The organism is Enterococcus salsurae (genome assembly GCF_054784955.1).
On sequence record NZ_BAAHWY010000005.1, the window covers coordinates 121,735 to 139,143 of the forward strand.

Annotated in this window: 17 protein-coding genes; 15 read left to right on the forward strand and 2 right to left on the reverse strand. The window is 39.7% G+C overall.

Going from position 1 to position 17,409, the window contains the following annotated elements; genetic code table 11:
* Positions 1-275: 275 nt before the first annotated feature.
* The 11 genes from ACYVRS_RS12780 to ACYVRS_RS12830 all read left to right on the forward strand — a co-directional run bounded on the left by ACYVRS_RS12780 (position 276) and on the right by ACYVRS_RS12830 (position 11,038).
* Positions 276-557: a hypothetical protein gene (locus tag ACYVRS_RS12780; RefSeq protein WP_313539058.1), complete on the forward strand. Its 282-nt coding sequence runs from the start codon at positions 276-278 to the stop codon at positions 555-557.
* A gap of 141 nt (positions 558-698) precedes the next feature.
* Positions 699-1,328 (forward strand): hypothetical protein, encoded by a 630-nt coding sequence (locus ACYVRS_RS12785; protein ID WP_313539055.1) that lies wholly within the window; start codon positions 699-701, stop codon positions 1,326-1,328.
* 24 nt (positions 1,329-1,352) lie between these two features.
* On the forward strand, positions 1,353-2,396 hold the full coding sequence (locus tag ACYVRS_RS12790) for a hypothetical protein (protein WP_313539053.1): 1,044 nt from the start codon (positions 1,353-1,355) through the stop codon (positions 2,394-2,396).
* Positions 2,393-3,646, forward strand: a complete 1,254-nt coding sequence (locus ACYVRS_RS12795) for a hypothetical protein (protein WP_461203481.1) — start codon at positions 2,393-2,395, stop codon at positions 3,644-3,646. The genes ACYVRS_RS12790 and ACYVRS_RS12795 overlap by 4 nt, the downstream gene beginning before the upstream one ends.
* A 23-nt stretch (positions 3,647-3,669) precedes the next feature.
* Positions 3,670-4,359, forward strand: coding sequence for an ABC transporter ATP-binding protein (locus tag ACYVRS_RS12800; protein ID WP_461197495.1), 690 nt, complete (start codon positions 3,670-3,672; stop codon positions 4,357-4,359).
* A 223-nt stretch (positions 4,360-4,582) separates the two neighbouring features.
* On the forward strand, positions 4,583-4,789 hold the full coding sequence (locus tag ACYVRS_RS12805; RefSeq protein ID WP_461197496.1) for a hypothetical protein: 207 nt from the start codon (positions 4,583-4,585) through the stop codon (positions 4,787-4,789).
* Positions 4,790-5,977: 1,188 nt separating this feature from the next.
* Entirely contained in the window at positions 5,978-6,325 is a 348-nt protein-coding gene (locus ACYVRS_RS12810) for a hypothetical protein (protein WP_461197497.1), read from the forward strand.
* A gap of 157 nt (positions 6,326-6,482) precedes the next feature.
* On the forward strand, positions 6,483-7,736 hold the full coding sequence (locus ACYVRS_RS12815) for a hypothetical protein (protein ID WP_461197498.1): 1,254 nt from the start codon (positions 6,483-6,485) through the stop codon (positions 7,734-7,736).
* A 535-nt stretch (positions 7,737-8,271) separates the two neighbouring features.
* Positions 8,272-8,748: a MarR family winged helix-turn-helix transcriptional regulator gene (locus tag ACYVRS_RS12820; protein ID WP_461197499.1), complete on the forward strand. Its 477-nt coding sequence runs from the start codon at positions 8,272-8,274 to the stop codon at positions 8,746-8,748.
* A 206-nt stretch (positions 8,749-8,954) separates the two neighbouring features.
* Positions 8,955-9,698, forward strand: coding sequence for a hypothetical protein (locus tag ACYVRS_RS12825; protein WP_461203482.1), 744 nt, complete (start codon positions 8,955-8,957; stop codon positions 9,696-9,698).
* Between the two features lie 176 nt (positions 9,699-9,874).
* Entirely contained in the window at positions 9,875-11,038 is a 1,164-nt protein-coding gene (locus tag ACYVRS_RS12830) for an MFS transporter (protein WP_461203483.1), read from the forward strand.
* An 85-nt stretch (positions 11,039-11,123) separates the two neighbouring features.
* Here ACYVRS_RS12830 and efbA read toward each other — a convergent pair whose 3' ends face one another.
* Together efbA and ACYVRS_RS12840 are read right to left on the reverse strand one after the other, a co-directional pair.
* On the reverse strand, positions 11,124-12,821 hold the full coding sequence (efbA, locus tag ACYVRS_RS12835; protein ID WP_461203484.1) for a fibronectin-binding protein EfbA: 1,698 nt from the start codon (positions 12,819-12,821) through the stop codon (positions 11,124-11,126).
* Positions 12,822-12,929: 108 nt separating this feature from the next.
* On the reverse strand, positions 12,930-13,316 hold the full coding sequence (locus tag ACYVRS_RS12840; protein ID WP_313538893.1) for a DUF1622 domain-containing protein: 387 nt from the start codon (positions 13,314-13,316) through the stop codon (positions 12,930-12,932).
* Positions 13,317-13,470: 154 nt separating this feature from the next.
* Here ACYVRS_RS12840 and ACYVRS_RS12845 point away from each other — a divergent pair, with 154 nt between their 5' ends.
* From ACYVRS_RS12845 to ACYVRS_RS12860, 4 genes are all read left to right on the forward strand, one after another.
* On the forward strand, positions 13,471-14,049 hold the full coding sequence (locus ACYVRS_RS12845) for a hypothetical protein (protein ID WP_461203485.1): 579 nt from the start codon (positions 13,471-13,473) through the stop codon (positions 14,047-14,049).
* A 373-nt stretch (positions 14,050-14,422) separates the two neighbouring features.
* Complete coding sequence (trpX, locus tag ACYVRS_RS12850; protein ID WP_461203486.1) at positions 14,423-15,478, forward strand: tryptophan ABC transporter substrate-binding protein; 1,056 nt, start codon at positions 14,423-14,425, stop codon at positions 15,476-15,478.
* 68 nt (positions 15,479-15,546) lie between these two features.
* Positions 15,547-16,431, forward strand: coding sequence for an ABC transporter permease (locus ACYVRS_RS12855; protein WP_054114963.1), 885 nt, complete (start codon positions 15,547-15,549; stop codon positions 16,429-16,431).
* Complete coding sequence (locus ACYVRS_RS12860; RefSeq protein ID WP_313538888.1) at positions 16,431-17,189, forward strand: ABC transporter ATP-binding protein; 759 nt, start codon at positions 16,431-16,433, stop codon at positions 17,187-17,189. Before ACYVRS_RS12855 ends, ACYVRS_RS12860 begins: the two co-directional genes overlap by 1 nt.
* The last annotated feature ends 220 nt before the right edge of the window (positions 17,190-17,409 follow it).

Below are 17,409 nucleotides of genomic sequence, written 5' to 3' on the forward strand. Positions count from 1 at the left end.
TAATGACATAAAACCAGCTAGACTATCAATCTAGTTGGTTATTTTGTGTAGAGGACAAAATGTGAATTTTATTTTTATGAAACGCGAATAAATTGTCATATATACAAAAAAACTGTTGTTTTAATATGTGATTATGATAAAATAAATGGTGTAATGATTAACCAATGTAGATTTTTACCTTGTTAATTTTCAGAAAATATAAATTTTTTAGATTTTTCTTAAAGTATTTAATACAGTTTTTCTGTGTTAAAAATATAGTTTTGGAGGAATTGTGAATGAAAAAGATTGTAGGAAGCGTGCTGTTGTCAATTGTTTTAATTACTGGAGGAGTAAGTATAGTCAATGGAATAACCGCTGGTGTGCCATCAAATACAGTCAATGGCAATACAAGAACTATCGTATTTACTGCTTATCCAAGTATAGGAAAAACAGAAAGAGTTTTTGCACAGGTTGGATCCACTAAAAATTATTCTGCTTGGAAATCTACAGGATTATTAAGTGCTCGAGCAAGTGGTAATAAATCTTTATCTAATTCATTTGGAAGCGAGAGTAAATAATCATATCTTGAAAAAAGAGTGAAGTAGGTAGAAGGTAATTTCAGTTTTCTATAATTGAAAATTGGAAATTGCCTTCTTGTTTCTCTTATATAATAAAAAGATTTTTTGATTATAGAATTTTCGATTTATAAGGAGTATTTTATGAAAAAATATTTTCCCTATATTATTTTTTTTACAGTTATCTTATTCAGTGCTTATTTTCTCATTGCTAATATCAATCAAAGTCAAAAATCCGAAATGCTATCTCAAGACGAACTATTCACGGTAATCGACTCAGAAGTCAACAATGGTTTCATGTCAGTGGATGAATATGTGCGCAATACATTGAAAATCTATCTTAAGAATAAAGGATATGGCTATGTATCTCAGTTATCTAGTGATGGTTTATCGGGAGATGTCATCCAATCTAGTGCTTTTTATGAACAATTCGCCTATGGGATAGGGATAGAAGAAAACGAATCCTATCATAGTGATGATGGATTAGGCTACTATGACAAGTACAAGTACAAGTTCCTTGCTGAAGCAGAAGGCTTTTACGCCATTCCATTGTATATCATGCTAGAAGGAAATCAATCCAACAAAGAATTTCATTATGAGGCGACATCGGTCAGTAACCAACTGCCACTGGATCTTTGGGAGATCTATACAGAAATACCAGTTTATGATAGAGAAACCAATCTGACTAAATGGTTGGCTGTTTTCAAATATCCTTTTGGTCAAGACCAACCTTACAAAATGGAAGTTTCCTTGATGCTAAACCAAGTCGAATAGTGCGCACAAATTGAAAGGATCATTATGAAAAGATTGAATCAACAACTATTGCCTGGAGCGATCATTACCGTTAGCTTTCTGCTTTTACTCTTCATAAGTACGATGATCCAATCCCAGCTGACATTTTTTTCTACCTACCAAACATATTACGAAAAATCCTTTGCTAAAATCGACGTCCATGGGCTGCAATTCGATGGAGAGGAAATGATTCGCGTCATGAATGATGTGTTAGATGATACAAGTTTTGTTCAGTTTTATTTGCCAATGTATAATGCAGAAACCTTATTAATGATGATCTATCCTCAAGGGGCGATTCAACAGCTCAATGTTTTAGAAAATACAGCCCAGACAGTTCCACATCTGATTGCGGGGAAAGATGCGTATCAAGCGATTGCCAAAGACATCCATCATCAGCAACTAGCTATTTATGATACCCAATTTGCTATCACCGGTTTGCTGCCTCAATCGCCATTTAATCAGAACCTAATTTTATACTCTGATAAGATCTTGACAGATGCACGTTACCAATCCAATATTACTGCGATCGTAGTAAGCAGTGCGCAATACGATAAAGCACAGAACCAATTGCAAGCAATCTTAGCTGTTGTCGATGAAAGTGACTATATGAGCGCGATCAATGATCTGTCTGCTGGGTTGAATCAGCAAAATATGGCGGATATTGTATCGGAATACCGGCAATTATTCATGCAATTACTCTTGATCATCTTGCTGTGCATGGGGATTCATTATTATCAGCGCTTTGATTTATGGCGCTTGGAATTTGCTGTCCGAAAAATGGCTGGTGCCCACACTTTTCAGCTAGTGATCGATACCTTTAAAAAATTTTTGTTTTTGACTACGTGGGCCTTTGTTTCTGCCTGCATAGTCTACTTCGGTATAGTTCGCTTGTTTCCATGGTTTTTACCGTTAACAGCCTTTCAACGTTGGCTTGCATTGCTCCATGTATGCGCGTTGTACACAGGACTATTAGGCGTCTTTTTCCTCCTTTCTATCTGGTACGTTAGGAAAGTCAGTGTAACGGCTATGTTTATGGAGGTGGACGAATGAGAAGGTTGATCTATGTACTGACCGAAATGGGCGTACATGTTTGGCTGAAAGCTGCAGTAGTAGGGATGACTACCCTTGTTATCATGAGCAGTGTCCAGTTCTTCCAATCATATGAAACCTATCTGGAACACACACAAGCTCTAATGAAAAACTTTGGATCGGACGCCTCGATCCGTTTTGTGGACATTTCAACCGAATCTATTTCTTCGAAGGATATTTTAGCGATCATTGACGAAGGCAAAACGCTATTCGGCGATGACATTTATTACTATTTGCAAGGGGGAGATTTTTTTGCAGGCGCGGAGGCCTTTGTTTACCCTGAGGCGGAACTGGCGATTGAAAATCAATTTGGCCAGTCTTTGGTTCAGCCACAAATCATGATCATGAATCAAGCATTAGTGGAAAAAGCTGACTTCCGTCTTGCTAACGGACGCCAACTTGAGGAGCGTGATTTCGCCGGTAGCGGAAATGGGATTCTCTTGGGGGCGCATTACCGAGAAGGTTACCAGATTGGTGATGAATTTTTATTGCAAACGTTTGTGGAAATCAGTGAAGCGGGTCAAGTGATTACAGCAGAGCAGACGTATCAGGTGAAAGGCTTCCTGACTGAGGCGCATTCATTGCTGAATTTTTGGCAAGGCAGAACAGAAGAAATCCTACTAGACGAGATGATCGTCATCCCGTTGACGGAAGATTTAATGCAATCAGATAGCCCCAATCTATCGGTGCAGATCATGGGCTTTTTTTATATGTTGTCTGCTAAAGAGGAAGAATCGCTCAATTATTTAGATCTTGCAGAAGCGGTCAAAGACATAGGCACTAGACATGGATACAGCTACCTTTCTTTTAGCAATGATCGATCCATCTTTGATTTTGAGATCAATATGTATCGCTCTTTGTACCAAAATCAACTGTTTTTGTTACTGTTGCTGCTTGTTTTTGCAACGGTACAAACAGGCATGATCGTTCATTTTAGCTATCAAAAACGACAAACTGTATATGCTGCTTATTTTGGCATAGGGTCTACAAAAGCAGAGCTGTTTGCTGTGATCAGTATAAGTTATTTGGTGCTATTTACAGTATCGTGGGCGCTGATGTATATGATCAATCAATTATTTTTAGGAGAAAACTGGCTGAATCGGCAGATAGTGTTTGGTACATTATTTTACCTTGCATTTTATGGGGTAACAGTCATGACCGTCTTAATCAGCCACTTTTTTCCAAGACGAAAGATTAGAAAGAAGCAGTAGTTGAGAAAGGGAGGGCCTATCAGGTGATTCATTTAACAGATATCAAGAAAACATATCAAACAGGAGACACGGTTTATACTGCGCTTGATATCCCCTTATTTCATTGCCAACAAGGGGAGTTGCTCGCCATCATCGGCGAATCGGGTAGCGGAAAAACAACATTGTTAAGAATTTTAGGCTTGCTGGATCACTGTGACGCCGGTAGTTATCAAATTAAAGATCAACTAACCGAAAGATTCACGTATAAACAAGAAGCACAGATAAGAAATCAAATGATTGGGTTTGTTTTACAGCATTTTGGCTTGATCACTGACTATACAGTGAAAGAAAATATTTTATTGCCAACAACCTATTTGCCGAGAAAAATCAGAAAAGAAAAAGCGGCTCACTTAGCCACATTGGCTACTGACTTGCAGATCGACAATCAACTGAAAAAATATCCGAACCAGCTTTCCCGTGGCCAGCAACAGCGTGTCGCAATCGCGAGAGCGTTGATCAATGACCCAGATATTCTTTTGGCCGATGAACCCACGGGGAATCTAGATTCACGCAATAGTCAGATGGTGTTGGATATTCTGAGAAGGGAACATCAAAAAGGCAAGACTGTGATCATCGTGACCCATGAACAAGCTATTGCTGATGCCTGTGACCGACAAGTAGTGATGAAGGATGGGAAGTTAGAGGAAAGAAGCGTACGCGTTGATTCAGTGTGAGTATGGCTTATTGTTGCGGATTATTATGTTACTTATTACACTTTTAAAGAAGCAATCTATCTGATTCAATCTCCGATAGATTTACTTTGTTTGCTTCTGCAATGCCGTAAACGGAATCTTGTGAAATGAAACACAAAATATTGCCTTTACAAACAGAAACAGGTATCTCATTCCGTTATATGTGGAGAAAAATCATAGACTAATAAAAAAAGTAGAGCGCACCATGACATTGTATAAAGAAGGAATCTTACTGATAGAAGAAAAATTCGGTAAGGGGAAAGACAACTTGATCTCCTTGGCAACCATTGCTTGCGAGCCAGGGAGCAAGGGAATGCCGCGTCCTGTTGTCCGTGATGTAGACGCGTATTACGAAAAGGGGGTATTTTATGTATCCACTCATGAAAATTCGAACAAGATCAAGCAGATCTAACAAAATCCAGAAGTTTCAATCGCAGTTTGCGGGGAATGGTTTACGGCCAATGGAATCGGGGAGAATTTAGGGTGGGTCTTAGATCCGAAAAATGCTGAACTGAGAGAGAAAATCAGGAAGGCATTTGTTTGGTATGCTGAGGTAAACAATGAGAAAGACCAAGGCTGTTGCTTCTTGGCGATTCATCTTACACAAGGAATCTTGAATATCAACCACTGGGAAAAACTATATCACCTTGATTTTATCGAAAAGATCACTTTGGATCGGAATGGTATACGTTGATTTTTGTGAAAACATTGATACTGAAATTGATTAATCAATGTGTAAAGCTTTGCCAATCGTTAATGAAGAATATTGAACAAGCGAAACGAAAAAGAGAACAGATGCTGTTGCTATTAAAGGTAAGAATGAAGGGAACATATATAATCGCGCATTAGAGAAATATTTTTGGTAGGCAGTGAACCAATGCGAAGTTTATCCACGCCTAAAGAGTGGGTCTTGATTGGCTCAAAACAGTTTCGAAGGTAGTTGAGACACCTTGAAAATGTGATAACAACAGGCAATATAACCCTTACCCGCTTCATTGAGGGGAGAAAAAAGTCAACATAATAAGGATGTGGAATGTCGATAAATCAACCTTTCCAACTTATGAAGCATTTGATTTTCATAAAAAATGATATAATTCTCTATTTTTTCCCTACTAAAAGTTTGTCTACATTGACGTAAACAAACTTTTTTTGGGGTGTTCATTGCTTTTATATTTCTAGAATATTAACTAGAATCACCTTTAATTTGGTATCAACTAAAATTATTTGTTTTTTTATTTAAAATATATAAAATTATTTGTTTTTTTTGAATGAATATGGTATCGTTAATTTGTAGAATTATAGATTATCCATTACTTTTAGATTTAATTTTCTGAATATTCGATGTATTAGCAATTATCATAGCTTACACCAATTAAACTCTAAGAGTATCTACCTACCTCATTTATCAAAAATTCACAAGCGGTTAAGTCTCGTACAAGCAGCCACTATAAAGCCGTCAAGTTATTATTATCTTCAGCATGATTAATATAGAGTTGAAATATGATATTTTATGAGAGTAGGCGATATTTTGAAACGTGGGCTAATAATCTTAATTCCATTTTTATTTATACTTTTTTCTTGTGGGAAGGAGGGAAGAGAGGTGAATTATTTAGTTGATGCCATCCCACCAGAAAGAATTATTGGGAAGATTATTGAAAAGAATACCGCTCAACTTTATTTGGATGTAGAAGTGACTAATATTACCTTAGTTCTTCTAGATTCAATCGATATAAATATTGGAGACAGTATTCGTATCTATTTTGATAAAATTGTACGGTTTGATTTTGTTGTGGAGAACCTGAACCCTAAAGAATTGGATGATAAGAGAAGATTAGTCTTTTTAAACTATCAAATCAATCAAAGCATTTTGTACTATTTCAGAGACAATATCCCTAAAGATCATAAGATTATTTTGAATAATGATAATGATTTAAGACTAGTTGATTAGCCCTATTTGTTTCTAAATCTATAGAATGCATCTTCTCGATATTTTAAATTTTAGTTTTTACGAAAATTGAACCGAACATTAAGTGCAGAAATCGTTTTTTTGGAGGATATGGGTCAAATTATTTTGTTTCTTAGGTTTAAACGAAAGGAATATCAAAGTGAAGAAAATGAAATGCATATTTTTAAAAACAGTAGTCAGTTTATTTACTTTATTTTTGTTCTCATATAATGAGAATAGTGTCTTCGCAAGAGAAGTATCTATTTCGGAAGCGGATATTAGTGAAGATTATTCTGATCAATCAGTTGTTGATGTAACAGACGAAAGTTTGGCTAATCTTGCATTAATCTTTGCAAAAGAGTTTAAAGGGACAGAGGGTTTAGTGGTCTCCTCAATTATTCCAATTTATGATACAGAAAATCAAATCATTTCTTATAGTGTTGATTTTGTTAAAGATAATGTTTCTTATGGATATGTATTAATCGATTTAAGAATGGAAGGAAGCTACATTTCTCAATTTTCTATAGAACCTGGAGCTCAGAGTTTATATGAATCTCTAGCTGACAAAACAGATATTCAAGGGATCGAAAATGAAGAACCATATCTTATTGAAACATTTCCTACGGAGTATAATCTAGTTATCGAAAATGATGATGAAGTTATTAATACAAATGGCGAAACTTTTTCAATAAGTGAGTTTGAAGAATACACAGAAAAAGTAAAACCCATTGCTGAACGTGAAATGCTAAATAGTGCAACAAGAAACAGCCGTTCAACTAAATATGAGCATGCTAGCTCTGTGTTCAGTAACTATCCAAGTAATCTAAACTTAAGTAGTTCTCATTATCTCAGAATGTTTAATTCTTTAACACAGGGACGCTCCGAGAGAGCAGCGGGAAAATATGCATGTGCTGTGCATGCCATGGCAACTATAGCGTGTTCGTACAGATTATACAATTCTGCTAATGATGCAGAGCTGAGAACCGCCTACAATTCTCTGTGGAATTACTCAGGTACGACTGTATCATCAACTTCTAACGGAATATCCTATGGCGGTACTCAACCCAGTAGAATTGGACCAGCTTTAGTAAGTTACGCGAGAGACAAAGGTATGAATCTCACGTCTCAACGGATAATATCACCATCATTTTCGGATATTCAAACCAGAATTGCACAAAGCTATCCTGTAGCTTTTACTTATTTTTATTATCGACCAAATGGAACAGTTGGAGGACACACGGTATTCGCACAAGGAGCATTATCAGGAACTATTAACGGTGCACAAACAAACTTTTTGGTCGTAGCAGATGGTTGGTATGATAGTGCTACTTATTTCAATTATACCTCAATCCCTCGAACTCTACAGAGTTATGAAATTACCGGTTGGTCTGGAAGCAAACTTTTCCAATTTTAATGTGCTTTTCTAATCAGAAAACTTTTTGATAGAATTGTATTATGAGTTTCTTTTACATTTTATTGAAGTGCTAACAAAAAATGATGAGGCAAGTGGAAAATGACTTTAATTCCGGAAGTTGGAAGATTGAAGTCATTTTCTGTCTTGATGAAGTTGTTCTTTTTAGTTAATACTATGACATAATGAAAATAAGTTAGTATCCCCAAAATCTTACATCAAAAATTAGCCACTGAAAGATGAGAAACTCGCCGTCGGAATCTCGAAAAAACTCTCACAAATCGTATCCGAAGTATTGACTTAAGTCCAAATCAAAAGTAAGAGAATCGAATGGAAATCAGGCAGTAAAAATCTAACTATTCTTATCGCACGACTCCCCACCAAATGGGGCTTCATAAAATAGAATGTTGATATAACATCGATTTGAAATTTCGATTCACTTTGAGTGCGTATAATATGATTCACTCACCTGGCTGAGGCGTCCATTGAATTCTTCCTTCATTCGGCTTATAATAATAAAAAATGAAGGAGCTGCAAGATGATGCCCTATACCGATGAAGAAAAAATCATACGCGGCTTTCGTGATGTCTACAACAAAATGGCTGCCTTGAACAAACAAGAAATGGAAGCTGCGCTGGCGGGCTATACGTCAACTGAAGTCCATTTGATTGAAGCAATCCATGACTTGCCACATCCGAATGTGACACAGCTGGCCGAAACGCTGTTTTTGACCCGCAGTGCGGTGACCAAATTGACGCAAAAGCTATTGAAGAAGGATGCAATCACTCGCTATCAATCCCCGGAAAATAAAAAAGAGATCTTATTTGCCTTGACGGAAGAAGGCCAGTCCGTATATGACACCCATCGTGATTTGCACCAAGTGTTCAGAGAACGGGATCAACCGATTTTTGCCACGATGAATGCGGAGCAAAAAGCCGAGTTATTACATTTTTTGGCATTATACAGCGATCATCTCGATCAGCAAGCAAGCCACCATCCATTGACCAACAGTTGAGTGAAAGCTTAGCTGTTTTTTTCATGATTTTCACCTAGCGTTTTCACTATGGCGTATGTTGTTATTTTAAAATTGGCGTGTTACAATATTTTTAATGCTTTGCATATCATTAAAGGTTGTTTATTAGTTGAATATTCGGTTCGAACTTAATAAACAATCGTTATTTATATTAAAATATTAAACATGGTTGTTGGTAAGGAGTTCATATGTTTTCGAATTCAGAGGTGCTCATCAATTTGTTGGTGATCTCAGGCTTTATCTTGATTCATTTGGCATCTATTTTTCTATTGGATAAAAATGGAGATGTTCAGTTTTTTCATTCTTTCGCGGCTGGTGTGGGGGTTTCCTATGCGATTATACACCTATTGCCACATCTGGCCTATTTCCAATCGGTGTTGATTGATGAATTTGGCTGGTCTTCAGGCATTCTTTATACCCACGGTATTTATGCCTCAGTATTGCTGGGGCTCGTGTTGAGTTACATCGCCTACAAAATTGATGAACGTAGTTTCAGTATTTTGGCTAAGAAGGATCTTGCTTCTGCAGAAAAAGCGTATTTTTGGTCGGATATTTCTTTTCATATGCTGTACAATGTGATGATTGGTTATTTGGTGATTGCGAATATTTTAGATGCGCCTTTTTATGTATTGACCTATTTTGTCGCGTTTGGGTTGCATTTTTTGATGAATGACTGGCATTTGTTTCATCATCATGGGACGCGCTTCACTCAGATCGGACGCTTTCTACTCGTAGGTTCGATTCTCACAGGTGCCATATGTTCGATGTTCTTGATTTTGCCTTATTTTGTACTGGTGTCGATTGAGGCAATCATTACGGGTGCGTTGCTCATGAATATCATTAAATTTGAGTTGCCAGAAGGTGGGGAAGGAAGTATTAAGATTTTCTTGATTGGTACCCTTTGTTCAGGAATGCTGTTTGTTTTCATATAGGTGGCTTGGGTTTACTCATTGGAAAATCATAACACGGCACACTTCTTTGACAGAAGTGTGCCTTTTATTGTTGACTAGGAAACAATATTGCAGTATGATACATTTGTTTCCTGGGAAACATTAAATATAAAGGACTGATTCTTATTACAAATAATCAACAACTCTCACCACATGCTTTGACTTTAGGTTTAATTTCGGTTTTTCTTTGCGGGGTCGGCTTTACGATCATCGCACCTGTGACGCCATTCTTGGTGGCACCTTATGTTCAAGATCCCAGTCAGCAAGCATTTGTGATTAGTGCATTGACGGCTGTTTATGCAGCATGTGTCTTTCTTGCTGCGCCTGTTTTGGGGGCTTTTAGTGATCAAATCGGCAGACGCCCGATTTTGATTCTTTGCTTATTCGGCGGCGGACTTGGGTATCTCTTGTTTGGCATTGGCGGTGCATTGTGGGTCTTCTTTTTGAGTCGTGTCATTGAAGGGATTACTGGTGGTAGTATCAGCACATTGTATGCTTACTTTTCGGATAGTACATCCCCTGATCAACGAACGAAATATTTTGGGTGGATGAGTGCGGTAGCAGGTGCCGGTACGGCGCTAGGTCCGGTCATTGGCGGTGGTCTGGCACATTTCGGCTATGCGGTGCCGATGTTTGTCGGTGCGTTGGTCTCGATCGTCAATGGTGTATATGCCTGGCTTTGCTTGCCTGAGAGTTTGCCAACATCTTCTCGTAAGAAAGCTAGTCTGAAAGCAATCAATCCATTTCGGCAATTTCGCTATGTATTCACCCATCCAGCGATTGGACGCATTGTTTTCATGGCGTTTATTCTGTGGATCCCTGCAGGTGGATTGCAAGCCATATTTTCGCAATTCACCATCGATTCCTTCAATTGGTCGCCAACGCTGATCGGCTTGATGTTCTCGATCATTGGGATTCAAGATATTTTGGCACAAAGTTTTTTGATGCCGTGGCTGCTGAAACAAATGCGTGAGCCAGCGATTCTTCGCTGGGGGATCATAGGCGAGGTCAGTGGTTATTGCTTCATCTGCTTATCCGGTTTCTTTGCAGCACCGATCTTGTTTGTACTAGATTTGCTTCTATACGGAATGGGGGATGCTGTTTTTGCGCCTGCCTATAATGGCTCGTTATCAAAGCAAGTGGACCACAAAGAACAAGGTATGGTGCTGGGAAGCAGCCAAGGCATGCAGTCGCTGCCACGGGTGATCGGACCTTTGCTGGGTGGACAGTTATATGTCTTATTTGCCCCAGTTGCTCCAGCCATTATTGGGGTCGTTTTCGGGGTCATGGCGTTGTTTTTCTTTAGGAAAAGTCAAGCCTGATTCTCCTGTAGTCTATCTAGATCTCTACGTTAAATGAAACAAGACCGTTCGAAGCAGAGGATTCCTGCGTTGAACGGTCTTGTTTTTATTGTCGTAACTGCAAAATTGCTTCACTTGGTGTCACGTACAGTGTTTTTTGATTTTCGTAGATCACAAAACCTGGTTTGGCACCATTAGGTTTGCGAATATGTTTGACTTGAACATAATCAACCGGCACTTGCGCTGACTGTCGGTATTTAGAAAAATAAGCAGCTAGTTCGGCGGCTTCCAGTAAGGTGGCTTCACTTGGATCATCAGATCGGACGATCACGTGAGAACCTGGAATATCCTTCGTATGGAGCCAGTAATCTGTTTTACGGGCTGTCTTTAATGTCAACTGATCGTTTTGCAAATTGTTTTTGCCGACTAGGATCTCGATACCATCAGATGACAGATAACGTTCGGGCTGTGAAGGCGCAGCTTTTTTCCTTTGTTTGCTGCGGTTTTTGATATAGCCTTGTACCACCAACTCTTCGCGGATCGTCGCCAGATCTAATGGAGAAGCAATTTCTAATTGTGCCAGCACGGAGGCTAAATAGTCGATTTCTTCTTTGGTTTCGGCAATTTGCTGATGGATCAATTTGACGGCATTTTTCAGCTTCTGATAACGCTGGAAATACTTCTGGGCATTCTGATTGGGGGTCAATGCCGGATCAAGGTCAATGATCAATGGGCGATTTTCCTCATAATAGTTCTCTAATGTCACCGATTGTGCACCGCGTGGCACTTGTGCCATAAAGGTGGTCAATAGTTCACCTTTTTGCCGGAATGCTTCGGCATTTTCCGAATCACGCAATGTCTGTTGCCGTTTTTGCAATTTGGTTTGATTACGTTTCAGCTCATTCTCGATTTTTTTGAGTAATTCACCGCCTTGCTGTTTGACACGGTCCCGTTCGGCTTTGTCATGATAAAAATGATCAAGCAGGGCGCTTAGTGACGCAAAGTTTGTGATTTGGCTTCCCTCAGTCAATAAGGATTGATAAGGGATCGGGGTGAAGAATTCTTTGCCAGTGGTTTCGATGTAGCTGGGCTGCAATTGATCCGTGACTGCTTTAAAGAATTGGGTCCATTGGCGTAATTTGTCATTGGGATTGGCAGTGATGCGCTGGATCAACTCATCCGCAGTATCTCTGCCGAGTCCTTGGAACTGTTGCTGCAGCGTTTTTGGCTGCCAGTCATCGATCCTTGATAATACATCAAAAATTTTTGTGTCGGCAGCAGTGAACGGATTGAGTGTTGTCTGTTTTGGCGGTGCAATGTAGACTGCACCGGGGAGGAGGGTACGATACGTGTTTTGTGCATGCCCAATATGTTTGATCGTATCGACGATTTTCCCTGTGGCATTGTTCATTAATAAAATCGTGCTGTGTCGTCCCATCAATTCAACGATTAAAACCAATGATTGCAGATCACCTAACTCATCTCGCCGGCTAAAATGAAAATGGATCACCCGGTCATTGTCGATTTGATCAATTCGGGCTAGGATCGCACCTTCTAAATATTTGCGCAGCATCATCAAAAAGTTAGGGGGGGTGTCTGGGTTTTGGTATGTCATCGTCGTGCATTGCACGCGGGCATAGGTTGGATGGGCGGATAATAATAGTTTGTGGTTTTTCCCTTGAGAACGAATCACAAAGACAACCTCGTTTTCGTAAGGTTGATGGATCTTATTGACACGGCCATTGATCAACAAATTGTTGAGCTCTGAAACCATTAAATGGGTAAATACACCATCAAAAGACATGATTGGTTCCTCTTTTCTCGCATTCCATTGTCACTTGGAAGCAGTCATTTATCGCGTAAACTCTTATCTATTATACCGAAAAAGAAAGACAAAAGCCATGGACAACGGCTACTTGTCTTTCTTGATGGAGTGATGATCTGTGGTTTGCAACGCCCGTTCGATCTCTTTGTTCAAAAAATAAGAAATCACGGTTCGAATGATCACGACAGCGGCCAAGCGGACGATGTCTTCAAAGGTTGGGTGAATGATCGTTTCAATAATATCCGCCGCAATCAAGATTTCCAATCCCAATAGAACATAACTGCCTAAGAAATTACGGATAAAATTGTTTTCTCTTGCGGCAACCAGTCGGTCTTTTTCGGTTAATTCATAACGAATAAAATCAATCCCCGCCATGACAACACCCCAAACCAAAACGAAGATCGATAAGAAATTCAAACAGACCACGATCATATTGAAGATTGGTGCGGCTATATCCATCAGTCTATCTGCCATTGGTTATTTTTACTCCTTTGTCCTTTTTGTCTATCATACCGAAAATAGGCCAATATGTGAAGTTTCTTGACGTGTTGGACGCATCTTGTTAGTATGATACAGAAGATGAACCGACGAATTTTTACATAAATATATTATCAAAGGAGGGGGCCTTATGGCAGAAGCCGCCCGTTATTTTCAAGAAATGAAACGTAAAGGTGCGGATATTTGGCATGATTTCGTGGATGATGTCTATCGTAATCAACGTAAAACGCTGATTATCTTAAGCACTGGGATCCTATTGGCAGTGGTTTTTGCGGGGATTATCCTTTTTTCTCAAAAGCAAATCAAAGCATCATTGGTAGACCGCATGGCCTTTGAACAGCTCCCTTCAGAAAAAGTGCAACCATTGCACTATCAATCTGCGGATCAAACCATCCAGCAGACAAAAGCCATCTCGGTCATGTTCAGTCAACCACATGGAGAAGCGTTAGACCAGGTGTATCAGTTGATTGCTGACCAGGAAGAGGAATTGAATCGGACGTTTTATTATTACCCAATCGTTTATGACACTGTTTTTTTCACCGACACGTATCAAGTAGATCCGAATAAAGTGACCTTTGTCTTCTATGAAGAAGGGGTTGAAAAGAACCGCTTTACATTTGACTCATTTGAACATCCGGAAACTGAATTTATTCCTGAACTGAATCGCTTGCCAATGTGGACGATTCGCTCCTTGGATGAGGATGAATAAAAAAATCTGACAATTTGCAAAGTTTCTATTGACGTTTTTTTATCAATAAGCTAAACTAAATTCAAATCAAGAAATCGATCACAGGAAGAGGAGGAACAATCATGAAACTATTTATTCCATTGCAAGTCAAATCATGGCAAATCTGGCGTAGATAGTTGTATTGATGGACCTCATTCCATAGATACAACTTTTTAGAGAACCTTCTAAAGTGCTGTATCTATGCTGGTAGTTGACATATCCGCCGCATAGGACGAGCTTCTATGCGGCTTTTGCTTACAAGCAATTGCCCAACCATAGGCAGTTGCTTTTTTTGTTCTCAACATTCGTCTGGCAATCATATCAATATACTTGAAAATAAAAGGAGCAAATACACATGAAAAACAAAGGATTAATGGCTACAGTTATTGTTATTTTACTATTTTTGGGGGCAACATTGGTGTATCAATTAGGCATGAGCCGCGGCAATGATCAAGCAGCCACGACAGCAACGACAAGTGAAAAAGCGGACAAAACGGTGGGAATCTTGCAATATGTCAGCCATGAAGCATTAGATGCCATTACGAATGGTATCAAAGAGGGATTGAAAGAATCAGGCTATACTGAAGGCGATAATTTAACGATCGAGTTTCAAAACGGACAAGCGGATCAAAGTAAATTGGCCACGATGAGTCAGCAGCTGTTAAACAAAAATGCAGATGTGCTGGTGGGTGTGGCGACACCAGCGGCACAAGCCTTAGCAAATGTGACGCAAGATGTACCAATCGTATTAGGTGCTGTCACAGATCCAGTTGGTGCAAATTTGGTTGCTGATATGGACGAACCTGGCGGCAATATCACCGGGGTATCTGACAAAGCGCCTGTGGCGGCACAGATCAAATTGGCTACAGAACTCATGCCAGATGCCAAATCTGTCGGAATCTTATACTCGTCGACTGAAGACAATTCGAAGTATCAAGTGGCTGAGGCAGAAGCAGCAGCACAAGACAATGGTTTGACCACAAAAAAATATGCGGTTCCTTCAAGCAATGAGATTGCACAAACAGTTCAAGTCATGGCGCAAGAAGTTGACTTTATCTATATTCCATTAGACAATACGATTGCGAATGCGATGCAAACTGTTGTCGGCGAAGCCAATAAAACCAAAACACCGATCATTACATCTGTGGACACCATGGTCGAACAAGGGGGCCTAGCTACTGTTGGGCAAGACCAGTTTACGATTGGGGTGGAAACTGGAAAAATGGTTGCTGCAATCTTAGATGGGACATCAGAACCAGCAACGACACCAATCTACACATTCAGTGATGGGGAAACGATCATCAACGAAGAACAAGCAGCGTTTTTAGGCATCACGATCCCTGACAGCATCAAAGCGGATGCGACAATGGTCAACAGCGATGATGCAACCACATCATCAAGCGCAGAGTAACGTAACGAATTAGGCACTGCCAATGTCGCTAACGACATCTGGCAGTGTGCAATAATGGAGGAATCAACATGATCGTATCAGCAATCGGCCAAGGGCTATTATGGGGCATTCTTGGTTTAGGTATTTTTATGACGTATCGCATTCTAAATTTTCCAGACATGACGACTGAAGGCTCGTTTCCTCTAGGAGGGGCCGTGTGTGTCACAGCCATCACCCATGGCGTTTCACCTGTTTTAGCTACTGTACTGGGTGTACTGGCTGGTATGTGTGCAGGATGTGTCACGGGTCTGCTTTACACCAAAGGTAAGATTCCAGTGATCTTAGCAGGGATCCTAGTGATGTCAGCCTTGAATTCTGTCATGTTGTTTGTCATGCAATCACCGAATCTGTCTTTATTGAATCAACCGAAAATTCAAGACTTTTTTACAAAAATGAATTTGCCAAACTATTACGATACGGTCATCATTGGGTTGATCATGGTCGTATTGATTGGCGGCATCTTGTTGTATCTGTTCCATACCAATCTTGGTCAAGCTTATATCGCAACAGGCGACAATGAAGACATGGCCAAATCAATGGGTATCAACACTGATCGGATGAAGATTTTGGGTTTGATCGTATCTAATGGGGTCATTGCATTGTCAGGGGCGTTGATTGCCCAAAATGACGGCTATGCGGATGTCAGCAAAGGGATTGGGGTCATCGTGATCGGATTGGCATCGATCATTATCGGTGAGGTTCTATATGGAGAATTGACCCTAGTGGAACGCTTGATTGCGATCGTGATTGGTAGTATCATCTATCAATTATTGATTTTATTTGTGATCAAAGCTGGTTTTGATACGACGTACTTGAAAATATTCTCTGCCATCGTATTGACGATCTGCCTATTGATCCCGCAACTAAAGCAAGCCCTGCATTTACGCACAGGGTTCGAAACGGAGGATGAGTAATGTTACAGATCAGCAAAGCAACCAAAGTGGTGGGTAATGGTCCCCATGAAAAGAAAGTCCTACTGAATAAAGTTGACTTGACATTACAACCAGGTGAGTTCGTCACGGTGGTAGGCGGCAATGGCGCAGGGAAAAGTACCTTGTTCAATTGTATTTCTGGCACGCTGCCACTAACAAGCGGGCAGATCAAGATCGATGACCAAGAGGTCACCACGTTATCGGAAGAAAAAAGAGCCCGCTATTTGGCGCGGGTCTTTCAGGACCCAAAAATGGGTACTGCACCACGGATGACCGTTGCAGAAAACTTATTGTTGGCACAAAAAAGAGGGCAAAAGCGTAATTTGAAATTGAGACAGCTGCAAAATCAACGAGAGGACTTCTATATTTTGTGCCAACAAGTTGGCAATGGCTTGGAACAACATTTGGACACACCGACGGGAAATTTGTCAGGTGGGCAAAGACAAGCGTTAAGTTTGCTGATGGCCACGATCCAAACACCAAAATTGCTGCTATTGGATGAGCATACCGCGGCTTTGGATCCCAAGACATCCAAACAACTGATGCAGATCACTGCTGAGAGAGTGGCCCAACAGCAATTGACGTGCTTGATGATCACCCACCGCATGGACGATGCATTAAAATACGGTAATCGTTTGATTTTATTACGCAAAGGAGAAATCGTCAAAGATTTGTCCGCAACAGAAAAAGCGGCGCTTAGCTTGCCTGAACTGTTATTGTTCTTTGAAGATGATTTGTAAAACGTTGCTATTACAGCGTTTAGATAAATAAAATGCAAATATTTGAAAAAAATCAGAAAAAATCATTGACAACTTTCACAAGAAATCCTATACTAAGGTCAATCTTACATCAGTTTGGAGCGAACTATTATGCAAAAACAATTGCAATCGAACCCCTCACAACTGAATAATTATTACTTTAGCTATTTTAGATAGGTTTGTATTCATGAAAGCATGGATG

What these genes read in the sequence shown, in the direction of transcription:
- ACYVRS_RS12805 (WP_461197496.1), top strand. Translation starts at nt 4,583, where the DNA reads ATGACATTGTATAAAGAAGGAATCTTACTGATAGAAGAAAAATTCGGT.
- ACYVRS_RS12840 (WP_313538893.1), bottom strand. Translation starts at nt 13,316, where the DNA reads ATGGCAGATAGACTGATGGATATAGCCGCACCAATCTTCAATATGATC.
- ACYVRS_RS12845 (WP_461203485.1), top strand. Translation starts at nt 13,471, where the DNA reads ATGGCAGAAGCCGCCCGTTATTTTCAAGAAATGAAACGTAAAGGTGCG.
- ACYVRS_RS12820 (WP_461197499.1), top strand. Translation starts at nt 8,272, where the DNA reads ATGATGCCCTATACCGATGAAGAAAAAATCATACGCGGCTTTCGTGAT.
- ACYVRS_RS12790 (WP_313539053.1), top strand. Translation starts at nt 1,353, where the DNA reads ATGAAAAGATTGAATCAACAACTATTGCCTGGAGCGATCATTACCGTT.
- efbA (WP_461203484.1), bottom strand. Translation starts at nt 12,821, where the DNA reads ATGTCTTTTGATGGTGTATTTACCCATTTAATGGTTTCAGAGCTCAAC.
- ACYVRS_RS12795 (WP_461203481.1), top strand. Translation starts at nt 2,393, where the DNA reads ATGAGAAGGTTGATCTATGTACTGACCGAAATGGGCGTACATGTTTGG.
- ACYVRS_RS12855 (WP_054114963.1), top strand. Translation starts at nt 15,547, where the DNA reads ATGATCGTATCAGCAATCGGCCAAGGGCTATTATGGGGCATTCTTGGT.
- ACYVRS_RS12860 (WP_313538888.1), top strand. Translation starts at nt 16,431, where the DNA reads ATGTTACAGATCAGCAAAGCAACCAAAGTGGTGGGTAATGGTCCCCAT.
- trpX (WP_461203486.1), top strand. Translation starts at nt 14,423, where the DNA reads ATGAAAAACAAAGGATTAATGGCTACAGTTATTGTTATTTTACTATTT.
- ACYVRS_RS12785 (WP_313539055.1), top strand. Translation starts at nt 699, where the DNA reads ATGAAAAAATATTTTCCCTATATTATTTTTTTTACAGTTATCTTATTC.
- ACYVRS_RS12780 (WP_313539058.1), top strand. Translation starts at nt 276, where the DNA reads ATGAAAAAGATTGTAGGAAGCGTGCTGTTGTCAATTGTTTTAATTACT.
- ACYVRS_RS12825 (WP_461203482.1), top strand. Translation starts at nt 8,955, where the DNA reads ATGTTTTCGAATTCAGAGGTGCTCATCAATTTGTTGGTGATCTCAGGC.